13 protein-coding genes are annotated in these 12463 nt (G+C 72.2%); 10 read left to right on the top strand and 3 right to left on the bottom strand.

Annotated features, from left to right (window positions below; all coding sequences use genetic code 11):
* The 3 genes from cofC to C464_RS03680 all read left to right on the top strand — a co-directional run.
* Positions 1-528: 2-phospho-L-lactate guanylyltransferase (cofC, locus tag C464_RS03690; protein WP_006112205.1), on the top strand; the 528-nt coding region annotated here is incomplete at its 5' end.
* 111 nt (positions 529-639) lie between these two features.
* Complete coding sequence (gene cofG / locus C464_RS03685; protein ID WP_006112204.1) at positions 640-1803, top strand: 7,8-didemethyl-8-hydroxy-5-deazariboflavin synthase subunit CofG; 1164 nt, start codon at positions 640-642, stop codon at positions 1801-1803.
* A 148-nt stretch (positions 1804-1951) separates the two neighbouring features.
* Positions 1952-2809, top strand: coding sequence for a mechanosensitive ion channel family protein (locus C464_RS03680; RefSeq protein WP_006112203.1), 858 nt, complete (start codon positions 1952-1954; stop codon positions 2807-2809).
* Positions 2810-2830: 21 nt separating this feature from the next.
* On the opposite strand, the gene C464_RS03675 is transcribed toward C464_RS03680, so the two are convergent.
* Positions 2831-4282 carry an MATE family efflux transporter gene (locus C464_RS03675; protein ID WP_006112202.1) on the bottom strand — a complete coding sequence of 484 codons (1452 nt, stop codon included), beginning with the start codon at positions 4280-4282 and terminating at the stop codon, positions 2831-2833.
* A 113-nt stretch (positions 4283-4395) separates the two neighbouring features.
* Here C464_RS03675 and thiE point away from each other — a divergent pair, with 113 nt between their 5' ends.
* Entirely contained in the window at positions 4396-5028 is a 633-nt protein-coding gene (thiE, locus tag C464_RS03670) for a thiamine phosphate synthase (RefSeq protein WP_006112201.1), read from the top strand.
* 63 nt (positions 5029-5091) lie between these two features.
* On the opposite strand, the gene C464_RS03665 is transcribed toward thiE, so the two are convergent.
* Both C464_RS03665 and C464_RS03660 read right to left on the bottom strand, forming a co-directional pair.
* On the bottom strand, positions 5092-5943 hold the full coding sequence (locus C464_RS03665; protein ID WP_006112200.1) for an SDR family oxidoreductase: 852 nt from the start codon (positions 5941-5943) through the stop codon (positions 5092-5094).
* A 72-nt stretch (positions 5944-6015) separates the two neighbouring features.
* Positions 6016-6792: an SDR family oxidoreductase gene (locus C464_RS03660; RefSeq protein WP_006112199.1), complete on the bottom strand. Its 777-nt coding sequence runs from the start codon at positions 6790-6792 to the stop codon at positions 6016-6018.
* Positions 6793-6982: 190 nt separating this feature from the next.
* Here C464_RS03660 and C464_RS03655 point away from each other — a divergent pair, with 190 nt between their 5' ends.
* The 6 genes from C464_RS03655 (at position 6983) to C464_RS03630 (ending at position 12447) form a co-directional block, all read left to right on the top strand.
* A complete protein-coding gene (locus C464_RS03655) occupies positions 6983-8485 on the top strand; it encodes a phytoene desaturase family protein (protein ID WP_006112198.1) in 1503 nt (500 codons plus the stop codon).
* Positions 8482-9417: a prenyltransferase gene (locus C464_RS03650; RefSeq protein WP_006112197.1), complete on the top strand. Its 936-nt coding sequence runs from the start codon at positions 8482-8484 to the stop codon at positions 9415-9417. Before C464_RS03655 ends, C464_RS03650 begins: the two co-directional genes overlap by 4 nt.
* Positions 9414-10325 (top strand): bisanhydrobacterioruberin hydratase, encoded by a 912-nt coding sequence (gene cruF / locus C464_RS03645; RefSeq protein ID WP_006112196.1) that lies wholly within the window; start codon positions 9414-9416, stop codon positions 10323-10325. Before C464_RS03650 ends, cruF begins: the two co-directional genes overlap by 4 nt.
* Positions 10326-10475: 150 nt before the next feature.
* Positions 10476-11033 carry a diadenylate cyclase gene (locus tag C464_RS03640; RefSeq protein ID WP_006112195.1) on the top strand — a complete coding sequence of 186 codons (558 nt, stop codon included), beginning with the start codon at positions 10476-10478 and terminating at the stop codon, positions 11031-11033.
* A 142-nt stretch (positions 11034-11175) separates the two neighbouring features.
* Positions 11176-11601 (top strand): universal stress protein, encoded by a 426-nt coding sequence (locus tag C464_RS03635; RefSeq protein ID WP_006112194.1) that lies wholly within the window; start codon positions 11176-11178, stop codon positions 11599-11601.
* A gap of 78 nt (positions 11602-11679) precedes the next feature.
* The gene (locus tag C464_RS03630; protein ID WP_006112193.1) at positions 11680-12447 is read left to right on the top strand and encodes an MBL fold metallo-hydrolase; all 768 of its coding nucleotides are present in this window, start codon (positions 11680-11682) and stop codon (positions 12445-12447) included.
* The last annotated feature ends 16 nt before the right edge of the window (positions 12448-12463 follow it).

The raw sequence follows: 12463 nt of genomic DNA, 5'->3' as shown, positions 1-12463 counted from the left end.
GGGGGGGGGGAGCCGCGGGTCCTCGCCACCGACCCGGTGGACGTCGACCGGCCGGTCACCGTCGACGAGCGCCCGCTGACCGACGCCGTCAACGCGGCGCTGGACGCGCGGCTCGGGAGCGACGGCGAGCGGGGGCCCGACGAAGCCCCCGAGCGGGTCGCCGTCGTGATGGCGGACCTCGCGCTCGCGACTCCGGTCGCCGTCGACCGGCTCTTCGCGGCCGGCCGCGACGCCGACGTCGCCGTCGTCCCGGGTCGCGGCGGCGGGACGAACGCGTTCGTCGCCTCCCACCCCGACTTCCGCGTGGACTACCACGGCGCGTCCTACCTCGACCACCGCGAGATAGCGGCCCGGATCGGTGCGACGTTCGAGACGGTCGACTCGCAGCGGCTCGGCACCGACGTCGACGAGCCCGCGGACCTCGCGGAGGTCCTGATCCACGGCGAGGGACGGTCGGCGACGTGGCTCCGCGAGGCCGGCTTCGCGCTCGACGCCTCCGAGGGCCGCGTGACGGTCGCCCGGGAGTGAGCGCGCCGTAATCGCCGTCGCACTCGGGCGGCCGCTGACGTAACCGGATCCGGTATCGATTATGGATCCGCTACCGGGATCCTTTTTGAACGCCGACCGAGAGAGACGAGCGTGTTCGCCGGGGCCGACGAGTACGGGGTCGACGTCGCGATCGACGAACAGGCGGTCGAGCGGCTGCTCTCCGTCCGCCCGGGCGACGTCGACGTCGCCGACCGGCTCACCTTCGCGCGGAACGTCTTCGTCCCCCTCACCACGGCGTGTCGGTACACGTGTACGTACTGTACCTACTACGACGTTCCCGGGGAGGCGTCGCTCCTGTCGCCCGAGGAGGTGCGCGAGCAGTGTCGCGTCGGCGCCGACGCGGGCTGTACGGAGGCGCTGTTCACCTTCGGCGACGAGCCCGACGACCGGTACACGGAGATTCACGAGACGCTCGCCGAGTGGGGGTTCGACTCGATCCACGACTACCTCTACCGCGCCTGCGAGATCGCCTTGGAGGAGGGGTTGCTCCCGCACTCGAACCCCGGCGACCTGACCGAGTCGCAGTTCGCCGACCTCCGCGAGGTGAACGCGTCGATGGGCGTCATGCTGGAGACGACCGCCGACGTCGACGCGCACGCCGGCGGGCGACGGAAGACCCCCGGCCAGCGGCTCAACACGATCCGCGCGGCGGGCCGGCAGGGCGTCCCGTTCACGACCGGGATCTTGGTCGGGATCGGCGAGGGCTGGCGCGACCGCGCCGAGAGCCTGCTCGCGATCCGGGCCCTCCACGAGCGGTACGGCCACGTCCAAGAGGTGATCGTCCAGAACGTCGTCCCCAACGAGCGCTCGGACTTCCCGAAGCCGGACCTCGCGACGATGCGCCGGGTCGTGGCGATGGCCCGCGCCGCGCTCCCGCCGGCGGTGTCCGTTCAGGTGCCGCCGAACCTCTCGCCCGCGGCCGACCTCGTCGACTGCGGGATCGACGACCTCGGCGGGGTCTCGCCGGTGACGGACGACTACATCAACCCGGCGTACGAGTGGCCCGACCTCCGCGAACTCGAAGCGGTGGCCGACGCCGGCGGCGTCCCGCTCCGCGAGCGCCTCCCGACGTACGGCCGCTACCTCCCCGACGAGATCCGCCCGGCCGGGGTCGAGCCGACGCCCGAACCGGACGGCCGCGAGGCGTGGATCCCGCCCGCCGTCCGCGAGCGCATCGCGGCCGGGGACGTCCACGGGCGACGGCTGCGCGCGGTCGCCCGCGGCGACGGCCCGCTCGCCGTCCGGAGCGACTGACCCGCGCGTCCCGCTCACCGCGACGGCGGATCACGCCGACGGGGCCATCGCACCGCGACGGCGACGCGCGTCGACGGGGCCATCACACCGGGAGTAAACAACCGCGCTGCCAGTACCTTCTTTATATAGTCGCGTGAAAGGGCGGGTGATGTATCCCTTACAGGTCGACGCGGTCACGAACGCGGTCGACGTCGCGGCGATCGCGACCTCGGTCGTCGGGTTCGTCGCCGGGTTTCTGGCCGTGTTGCTGCTCGGCAAGTACGTCGTCATTCCGGGGCTTCGGCGGATCGTCAGATCGCGCGGATTCGACGAGGCGGTGGTGAGCCTCGGGACGAACGTGCTCAACGCCGTGGTCTGGGTGGCGGCGATCGCCATCGGCTTCGCCGTCGCCGGCTACGGCGGCTTCCTCTCGGCGTTCGCGGTGTTCGGCGGCGCGATCGCGCTCGCCGTCGGCTTCGCGGCGCAGGACCTCCTCGGCAACTTCGTCGCCGGCGTGTTCATCCTGAAGGACAAGCCGTTCGAGGTCGGCGACTGGATCCAGTGGGGCGGGGAGTCCGGCCGCGTCGAGGAGATCGATCTCCGGGTCTCCCGCGTCCGCACGTTCGACAACGAGCTGATCACGGTCCCGAACGGGGACCTCGCGAACAACGCGGTGACGAACCCGGTCGCGTACGACACGCTCCGCCAGAAGTTCGTCTTCGGGATCGGCTACGACGACGACATCGAGCGGGCGACCGACATCATCGTCGAGAAGGCCGAGGCCCACGCCGAGATCCTCGACGACCCGGGCGTCTCGGTCCGAGTCGTCGAGCTCGGCGACTCCGCCGTCGGGCTCCAGTCGCGCTGGTGGATCGCCGACCCCGACCGGGCCGACTTCGTCCGCGTGCGCTCCGAGTACGTCACCGCGGTGAAGGAGGCGTTCGACGACGCGGGCATCGACATGCCGTACGTCCACCGGCAGCTCACCGGGAGCGTCGAAGTGATCGAGGACGTCGCCGACGAGTAGGCCGCCGGTCCGCCCGCGGTCCTATCCGACCTCTTCCTCGGCCTCGCCCGCGTCGGGCCGGTACTGCCGGCTGACCGCCTGCCACCGGTTCGAGCGGAACCGGTAGCCGTTCAGCCCCGCCGGCACGAGCTTCTCCGCCACCAGCGCCGCGTAGAGGCCGCCGACGCCGAGCGGCGTGACGAGCCCGACCAGCGCGACGGGGAGCGCGAAGACGTACAGCCCCACCATCGACGCGAGGAAGGGCCAGCGCGTGTCGCCCGCGCCGCGGAGCGACCCCGTGATCGAACCGTCGACGCCGAGCGGCACCGCGCTCACCGCGGCGGCGACGACGAACGCCGCGGTCGCGCTCACCGCGGCCGGGTCGTCGACGAAGACGCCGGCGATCGGCGTGGCGGCGGCGATCACCGCGGTCGACGCGAGCACGTAGACGACCGCCGACAGCGCGATCACGTCGCGGCCGTACGCGGTCGCGATCGACTCCTCGCCCGCGCCGAGCCGCTGCCCGACGAACGTGCTCGCGGCGATGGAGAACCCCCAGCTGAAACTGCCGAGCAGCGCCCTGACCCGGCGGCCGACCTCCAAGGCGGCGACGACCGCCTCGCCGAACGACGACGCGATCCACAGCAGCGGGAAGACGACGACCCCCTCGGCGACGCGCCGCGCGATGAGGGGCGCGGACACCCGGAGGAGCTGTCGGGTCAGCCCGGCGTCGAGCCACGGGCCCGAGCGCCCGACCGGGACCGGGGACGCGCCGCGGCCGAAGTACGACCGCCCGGACATCCCCCACGCGAGGACGAGCCCGACGGCGGCGATGGAGACGGCGGTGCCGAGCCCCGCGCCGAACACGCCCAAGCCGGCGCCGAGGACGAGCCACGTCGTGAGGACGACGTTCAGTATCGCGCCGCCGGCGCGCGCGACCATCGGCGTACGGGTGTCGCCGACGCCGGCGTACGTCCGGCTGGCGATCATGTTGAAGAACTCGAAGGCGAGCGCCGGCGCGGTGACGACGAGGTAGGTGGTCCCGGCGGACAGCGCCGCCCCTTCGCCGCCCACGAGCGCGATCAGCCGCTCCGCGCCGAGGACGTACCCCGCGACGATGGGCGCGACGAGCAGCGCGGCCACGATCAGCGACTGCTTGACGACGAGCCCCGCCCGGCCGCGCTCGTCGCCGCCGTAGTTCTGCGAGACCAGCGAGACGGTGCCGCCGGCGAGCCCGATGGAGACGAACTTCGCCAGCTGCCAGTACGCGAACGCGAACCCGAGCCCGGCGACCGCCGACACCCCGACCGCGTAGCCGATCACCGCGAGGTCGACGGTGTTCTTCGACATGATCGCGAACCCGGTCACGATCCGGGGCCACGCGAGCCCCATCGTCTCGTCGAGCCGCGATCGGTCGATGACGCCGGCCCGGTCGAGCGCGTCCGCGACCGCCGCGGCGACGTGAGCGAGAAGCTTCCGAAGCCGGGATAGCATTGAAACGCGGTACGGGACGGGTCGGCTTGTGTCTGTCCGTCCGACCTCGTCTCCGGAGTCCGCCCGCGCTCGGAGCGCAACCGTTTTCACCGAATCACCGCGACACATCACGCATGAATATCACCGAGTGGCGAACGTACCTCGTCACGGCGGCGGAGCGGTCCGCGGGCCGGTCGACCGCCGAGGTCGTCGCGGCCGCGCTCGACGGCGGCGTCGACGTCGTCCAGCTCCGCGACAAGGGCGTCAGCGATCGCGAGCGATACGAGACGGGACTCCGAGTCCGCGAGCTGACCGCGGCGGCGGCGGTCCCGCTGCTCGTGAACGACCGGATCGACCTCGCGGCCGCGATAGACGCGGACGGGGTCCACCTCGGGCAGTCGGACCTCCCGGTTGCGGTCGCCCGCGACCGGCTCGGCGAGTCGGCCGTCGTCGGCGTCTCGGCCTCGACGGTCGACCAGGCGCGCGAGGCCGAGGCCGCGGGGGCCGACTACCTCGGCGTCGGGGCCGTCTACGGCACCGACTCGAAGGACGTCTCCGGCGACCGGGACGGGATCGGGACCGAGCGGATCGCCGCGGTCGCGGACGCGGTCGACCTTCCGGTGGTCGGGATCGGCGGCATCGACGCGAGCAACGCCGCGCCCGTGGTCGAGGCCGGCGCGACGGGCGTGGCGGCGCTGTCGGCGATCACGGCCGCGTCGGACCCGACGGCGGCGACCGAGGCGCTGCGGGCGGCGGTCGCGGAGTGAGCCGACGCGGCCGCTCTCGGAGGCAGAGCGGGTGCCGACGCCCGGGGCCGGTCCGCGACGCCGTCAGTCCTCGCGCTCGTACTCGGGCGCGAACAGCCGCGCGGACATCGGGGCCGGGTCGCCCTCGGTGACGTTGTACGCCGAGAAGTCGGTGACGCCCGCCTCGTGGAGCAGGTCCTCGTCGTAGAAGCTGTTCCCCGTACACTCCGCCGGATCGCGCGCGAGGATCTCGAGGACCGCGTCGGAGACGACCTCGGGGGTCCGCCAGTCGTCTTCGGTCCCGAGCCCGAAGTAGCGCGTCGCGCGGGTGTCGATGGTCGTCACCGGCCAGAACGTGTTACAGCCGACGTCGTCGCTCGCCAGCTCCTCGGCGAGCGAGAGCGTGATGAACGACATGCCGAGCTTCGACCACGCGTACGGCGCCTTCCCCGGCGAGCGGTCGGTGGTGACCGGCGGGGCGTTCGTCAACAGCCACGCCTCGTCGAGGTCCGCGAGGTGGTCGGCGAAGGCGTGCGCGACGAGGTGGGTCCCGCGGACGTTCACGTCCGTCAGGAGGTCGAACCGGTCCGCCGGCAGGTCGGCGACGTTCGCCAGTTGGATGGCGCTCGCGTTGTTGATCACGATATCGATCTCGCCGAAGTGATCGATCGCCTCCTCGACGACCGCCTCGACGCGGTCCTCGTCGCGGAGGTCGAGTTCGAGCGCGAGCGCTTCCGGGCCGCGCTCGCGCACCTCCCGGGCCGTCTGCTCGATCGACCCCTCCAGCTCGGAGTCGTCCGCGTCGGTCGTCTTGCCCGTCGAGACGACGTTACAGCCCTGGTCGGCGAGCGCGAGCGCGATCCGCTTGCCGATGCCGCGAGTCGTTCCGGTGACGAACGCCGTCGAGTCAGAGAGGTCTGGGTCCGCGAGTGGCATACCTCCCGTTCGACCGACCGCGGGATAATTCTCGGTGTTGCGGAGGCGGTATCACCGCGGTCGCCGCGTCGACTACCGCGTCGCCGTCTTCCACTCCCGCAGCCCGATCCGGCCGCCGTTCAGCTCCTCGGCCGGGGCCTCGGTGGCGGCCCAGACGAACAGCGGCGCGACGCTCTCGGGGTCGCGGGCGCGCTCCTTCCCGGTGAGGTCCGTGGCGACGAGGCCGGGGTCGACGACCCCGACGGTCGCGTCGAGGTCGGCGGCGAAGCCGCGCGCGACCGCCTCGGCGGCCGCCTTCGAGACCGCGTACGCGCCCATCCCGGGCTTGGACTCGGCCGCGACCGCGCCCGACGGCACGACGACGCGCGCGTCGTCGGCGAGGTGGGGGACCGCCTCGGTGACGGTGGCGAACACGCCGCGCGCGTTCGTCCGCATCGTGTCGTCGTAGTCCGCGTACGTGATCTCGGTCGTCGGCCGCTCCCCCGGCGCGCCGTGGAACACGCCGGCGTTCGCGAACACGACGTCGATCGGGCCGGCCTCGCGGGCGGCGCGCTCGAAGAAGCGTTCGAGGTCGAACTCGTCGCGCACGTCGACGCGGTCTCCCCACGCGGTGCCACGCTCGGCGTCGCCGGCTGTGTCCGCGTCGCCGTCGGCTGTGTCCGCGTCGCCGTCGGCCTCGGCTCCGTCGTCCGGGTCGTCGTCCGCGCCGTTCAGCGCCGCGACGGTCCGATCGACCCCGTCGCCGTCGCGTCCGGAGACGGCGACGAACGCCCCCTCGTCGACGAACGCCTCGGCGACCGCTCGGCCGATCCCGCTCGTTGCGCCGGTGATCGCGACCGTCAGATCCATGTGTCGACTGCTACGCGCGTCGGCGACTTAGTGGTATCCACTCGGCGGGACGCCGGCGGTCGACCGCGCCTCCACGTCGTCGCGGCGGACCGCCGCGCCGCCGTCTCGACCCCCGCCGACCGAACGTGTCAGGGACTCTCCCGCGACGCGTCTGACCGGATTTATACCGGAGCCGTCCCTAGGATCGTGTATGGACGTGGTCCCGGACATCGACGGCGTTGCCGACGAGTCCGTCGTCGTTATCGGCGGCGGATTCGGCGGGCTCTCGACGGCCTGTTACCTGGCTGAGGCCGGCGCGGACGTCACCCTGTTGGAGAAGAACGAGCAGCTCGGCGGCCGCGCCAGCCGGCTCGAAGTCGACGGCTTCCGGTTCGACATGGGGCCGTCGTGGTACCTGATGCCGGACGTCTTCGAGCGGTTCTTCGGCCACTTCGGGCGGTCGCCCGACGAGTTCTACGAGCTGGAGCGGCTCGACCCGCACTACCGCGTGTTCTGGAAGGACGGCGATCAGGTCGACGTGCTACCCGAGCGCGAGAAGAACAGGGAGATATTCGAGTCGTACGAGCCGGGCGCGGGCGAGGCGTTCGACGCGTACCTCGAGGAGTCCGAGCGGACCTACGACATCGGGATGGAGCACTTCGTCTACGAGGACCGCCCGCGGCTCCGCGACTACGTGGACAGGGACGTGATGCGCTACTCGTGGGGGCTCTCGCTGCTGGGCAAGATGCAGGGGCACGTCGAGGACTACTTCGACCACCCGAAGCTCCAGCAGCTGATGCAGTACACGCTCGTGTTCCTCGGCGGGTCGCCGACGAACACGCCGGCGCTGTACAACCTGATGAGCCACGTCGACTACAACATGGGCGTCTACTACCCCGAGGGCGGGGTCGGCGCGGTCGTCGACGGCATCGTCGAACTCGCCGAGGAGCTCGGCGTCGACTTCGTCACCGACGCCGAGGTGACGGGGATCGAGGGCCGGTACGGCGCGTTCGCGGTCGACACCGAGGGCGGCGAGCGCTACCTCGCCGACCGCGTCGTCTCAGACGCCGACTACGCGCACACCGAACAGGAGCTGCTGCCCGAGCGCAAGCGCCAGTACACCGAGGAGTACTGGGAGTCGCGGACGTACGCGCCCTCCGCGTTCCTGTTGTACCTCGGCGTCGAGGGCGACGTGCCGGACCTCGAACACCACACGCTCGTCCTCCCGACCGACTGGGAAGGGCACTTCGAACAGATCTTCGACGACCCCGAGTGGCCCGACGACCCCGCCTACTATCTCTGCGTGCCGTCGAAGACCGACGACACGGTCGCGCCGGAGGGCCACAGCAACCTCTTCGCGCTGGTGCCGATCGCGCCCGGGCTGGCCGACACGCCCGAGATCCGCAACCGCTACCGCGACCTCGTGATCGACGACATCGCGGAGAACACCGGCACCGACCTCCGCGGCCGGGTCGTCGTCGAGGAGACGTTCTCGGTCGACGACTTCGCGGACCGGTACAACAGCTACGCGGGCAGCGCGCTGGGGCTGGCGCACACGCTCACGCAGACGTCGCTACTGCGCCCGTCGCACACCTCCGACGCGGTCGACGGGCTCTACTTCACGGGGTCGACGACCACGCCCGGGATCGGCGTCCCGATGTGTCTCATCAGCGGACAGCTGACCGCGGAAGCGATGGGCGACGACGACGTGTGATCTCCGCCGTGAGCGACCAGAACCGATCCGCAGAGGACGGACAGAGCCCGCCCGCCGAAGGGGACCGACACCGGTCCGCCGGGAGCGAGGGGCTCCGGTACCTGCTGGTGCTGTCGCGGCCGCGCTTCTGGCTCTACCTCGCCGGTCCGGTCGCGGTCGGGGTCACCTACGGCATCGGCGACGTGAGCGAGCTGTTCACGCCCGTCACGCTCGCGCTCGCGGGGTACTTCCTCGTGCCGGCCAACGTGTTCCTCTACGGCGTCAACGACGTGTTCGACGCCGATATCGACGAGCTGAACCCGAAGAAGGAGGGGCGCGAGGCGCGGTGGCAGGGGAGCCGGCTCGTGGTCGCCGCCGTCGTCGCGTCCGGCGCGCTGGGGCTCGCGACGCTCGCGATCACGCCCCGCGTCGCGTGGCCGTACCTGCTCGGCTTCCTCCTCTTGGCGGTCGGGTACAGCGCGCCGCCCGCGCGGTTCAAGACGACGCCGTTCCTCGACTCGCTGTCGAACGGGCTGTACGTCCTGCCCGGCGCGGCGGCGTACGCGACCGTCGCGGGGGCGCATCCGCCGGTCGCCGCGATCGCCGGCGCGTGGCTCTGGACGATGGGGATGCACACGTTCTCCGCGATCCCGGACATCGAGCCGGACCGCGCCGCGGGGATCGACACGACCGCGACGCTGCTCGGCGAGGGGCGGACGTACGCGTACTGCTTCGCGGCGTGGACCGCCGCGGCCGGCGCGTTCTGGCTCGTCGACGCCCGCCTCGGGGCGCTTCTCGGCGTGTACCCGCTGTTCGTCGCGTGGGTCGCGCGCTCGTCGGTCTCGGTCGACCGCGCCTACTGGTGGTTCCCGGCGCTGAACACCGTCGTCGGCACGCTGCTGTCGATGGGCGGCCTCTGGCGGGTGTACCCGCTCTGGGAGGCGTTGCCGTGAGCGACGGCGACGGCGCGGGGTCGACGGGGACGACCGCCGCCGCGACGACCGGCTCGCGGCTCGACGCGCTCCGCGAGCGCGCGCCCGACACGCGGACCGAGGCGGAGGCGCTGCTCGACCGGCTCGTCCGCGAGAACCGCTTCACCATCGCGGTCGTCTTCCCGCTCGTGGGGGCGCTCGCGCTCGTCGGCAGCGCCGAGGGGTGGGTGCCCGAGCCGTTCGCGTTCCACCCGTGGTTCGTCCTGTTCGGCGTGATCGTGATGCGCTCGCCGCTCGTCGTCGGCGTGCTGCCGACGGTCGACCGCCGCGCGCTCGGCTGGATCGGCGTCCTGACGGCGTACACGTACCTCATCGAGGGCGTCGGCGTCGCGACCGGGTGGCCGTACGGCGAGTTCGCGTACACCGTCGACCTCGGGCCGATGCTCGGGGGCGTGCCGGTGGCGCTCCCCGTCTTCTTCATCCCGCTCGTCATGAACGCCTACCTGCTGTGTCTGCTCCTGCTCGGGCCGCGCGCAGACGGCGTGTGGGTCCGACTGGCGACGGTGATCCCCGTCGTCGTCGCGATGGACGTGGTGTTGGACCCCGGCGCGGTGTCGCTCGGCTTCTGGAACTTCGGTGGCGGGGCGTTCTACGGCGTCCCCCTCTCGAACTACGCCGGGTGGGTGCTGTCGGCGGTCGTCGCCGTCGTCACGCTCGACCGCGCCTTCTCTGCGGCGGGGATCCGCGAGCGCCTCCGGGACTGCGAGTTCATGCTCGACGACATGGTGAGCTTCGTGATACTCTGGGGCGGGATCAACCTCTGGTTCGGAAACCTCCTGCCCGCCGCGGTCGCGGCCGCCTTCGGCGTCGGCCTCGTCCGCGCCGACCGGTTCGACACGCGGCTGTTCACCGAGTGGCGACGGTCGTGAGCGGTCGCGGCCCCGGGGGGCTTCGGCGCGGATCCGATCCGAGTCGCCGCCGGCCGACTCGGCTGCCCTTATATACCGGGGGATCTTCCTTTCGAGCGTGATCGACGGCGGCAATCGCAGCGGACGACCGGACCGGGAGGAGCGACGACGATGAGCAGCCTCGCAATCGAGTACGGCGACCACGAGGGGGTGTGCGAGGTCGTCGACCGACTGACGTACTGCGCCGAACACGTCAGCGTCTCCTTCAGCGGGTGGGAGGAACCGCACGTGAAGGGCCCGGGGCTGTACTTCGCCGTCATCGGCGACAGCGACTACGGCGCGTACGCGGACCCGATGGGAGACAACCGCTGGCCGCGGGACACCTGTCCGTCCGTCTTCGACGGGGACGCGCTCGCGGCCGCGGCCGAGTCGGTGAGCGTCGCGGAGGACGGCGGCGTCGTCGTCGCGGTCGACGGCGAGATAGAGACGCAGATGGTCCGCTTCCGCGACCTGGGCACCCGCGACGAGGAGGCCGACCTGGTCGACGACGTGAGCTACGAGCCGTGGATGGGGTCGCGACACATGAGCGCCATCGAGACCTCCGTCCGCCCGGAGGTCGTGGCGACGGTTACCCTGAGCGAGGAGACCGGCCGCGTCAGCGTCTTCCGCGACGGCGAGGCGAACAGCATGCGGCGCGAGGAGATCGGCGGCCACTGGCGCGGCGAGTAGCCCGCCCTCTCGCCCGGGGCCCGCTCCCGACGCTCTCGACGCGCTCGACGCGCCTGGCCCGGCTATTCTCTCCGCGCGCGGCGCTCCCGGAGTCCGACGCCGAGGCCCCATTGTTAAGCCGTGGCCGGGCGAACGGCGACGCATGTACGACGACATCCTGGTGCCGACCGACGGGAGCGAGGCGGTCGACCGCGCGCTCGACCACGCGGTGCGACTCGCGACCGACCACGGCGCGACGGTCCACGCGCTGTACGTCGTCGACCAGCGCGTCACCACCGCCAACTCCGGCGACCTCCACGACGAGGTCGTCGCGGACCTCGAAACGCAGGGCGAGGCCGCGGTCGGGGCGGTCGCCGACGCGGCCGCCGAGGCGGGGATCGACGCCGAGACACACGTCGTCCACGGGACGCCGGACGCCGAGATCGTCGCGTACGCCGACGAGGCCGGCATCGACGTGATCGTGATGAGCCCGGAGGGGAAGTCGCCGCGCGAGCGGATCCGGTCGCTCGGGAGCGTCTCCGACCGCGTCGCCGACGACGCGTCGGTCCCGGTGTTCCTCATCAAGTGAGCCGGCCGGCGGCGACGGGCCGCGCTCCGCCGCCGGCGCTCCGACCGAATTAGGTGGGTCCGGCCGCGACCCGTCGACATGGAACTCACCGTCCTCGGGTCCGGCAGCGCGATGCCGGTCCCCGACCGCGCGCAGGCCGGCTACCTCCTCGCCGACGGCGACCGGTCGCTCCTCGTCGACTGCGGTAGCGGCGTCCTCCAGCGGCTGGCGGGCACGGACGTCGGCTACGAGGGCGTCTCGACGGTCCTGCTGACCCATCACCACCTCGACCACGTCGCGGCGCTCCTCCCGCTCCTGAAGGCGCGCTGGCTCGCCGGCGAGGAGCACTTGGAAGTCGTCGGGCCCGCGGGCACGAAGTCGCTCGTCGACGGCCTGCTCGACGTTCACGACTACCTCGACGGGCGGATCGACCTCGCCGTCCGCGAGGTGTCGACCGCGCGCCCGTTCACCGCGGGCGGGTTCGTCGTCGCCGCCCGCGAGACGCGCCACTCGATGGACGGGTTCGCCTACCGCTTCTCGCCGCCGAGCGCCGACGAGCCGCCCGCCGACGGGCCGGTAACGCTCTCGGGCGACACCGAGGCGTTCGCGGGGATGGCGCGGTTCGCGGACGGGGCCGACCTCCTCGTCCACGACTGCTCGTTCCCGGACGACGTCGACGTGTCGAACCACCCGACGCCGACGAGCCTCGGCGAATCGCTCGCGGGGGCTCAGGTCGGGACGCTCCTACTCTCGCACCTCTACCCGCACACCGGTGGTCGCGAGCGCGAGATGGCGGAGCGCGTCCGCGAGGCGGGCTTCGACGGCGAGGTCCGAGTCGCGGCCGACGGGCTCCGCCTGTCGCTGTGACCGCCCGAGCGTAACC

Source organism: Halorubrum coriense DSM 10284 (assembly GCF_000337035.1).
Classification (GTDB): Archaea; Halobacteriota; Halobacteria; order Halobacteriales; family Haloferacaceae; genus Halorubrum; species Halorubrum coriense.
This window is presented reverse-complemented; position numbering and strand designations above follow the sequence as displayed.

What these genes read in the sequence shown, in the direction of transcription:
- C464_RS03680 (WP_006112203.1), top strand. Translation starts at nt 1,952, where the DNA reads ATGTATCCCTTACAGGTCGACGCGGTCACGAACGCGGTCGACGTCGCG.
- C464_RS03675 (WP_006112202.1), bottom strand. Translation starts at nt 4,282, where the DNA reads ATGCTATCCCGGCTTCGGAAGCTTCTCGCTCACGTCGCCGCGGCGGTC.
- thiE (WP_006112201.1), top strand. Translation starts at nt 4,396, where the DNA reads ATGAATATCACCGAGTGGCGAACGTACCTCGTCACGGCGGCGGAGCGG.
- C464_RS03665 (WP_006112200.1), bottom strand. Translation starts at nt 5,943, where the DNA reads ATGCCACTCGCGGACCCAGACCTCTCTGACTCGACGGCGTTCGTCACC.
- C464_RS03660 (WP_006112199.1), bottom strand. Translation starts at nt 6,792, where the DNA reads ATGGATCTGACGGTCGCGATCACCGGCGCAACGAGCGGGATCGGCCGA.
- C464_RS03655 (WP_006112198.1), top strand. Translation starts at nt 6,983, where the DNA reads ATGGACGTGGTCCCGGACATCGACGGCGTTGCCGACGAGTCCGTCGTC.
- C464_RS03640 (WP_006112195.1), top strand. Translation starts at nt 10,476, where the DNA reads ATGAGCAGCCTCGCAATCGAGTACGGCGACCACGAGGGGGTGTGCGAG.
- C464_RS03635 (WP_006112194.1), top strand. Translation starts at nt 11,176, where the DNA reads ATGTACGACGACATCCTGGTGCCGACCGACGGGAGCGAGGCGGTCGAC.
- C464_RS03630 (WP_006112193.1), top strand. Translation starts at nt 11,680, where the DNA reads ATGGAACTCACCGTCCTCGGGTCCGGCAGCGCGATGCCGGTCCCCGAC.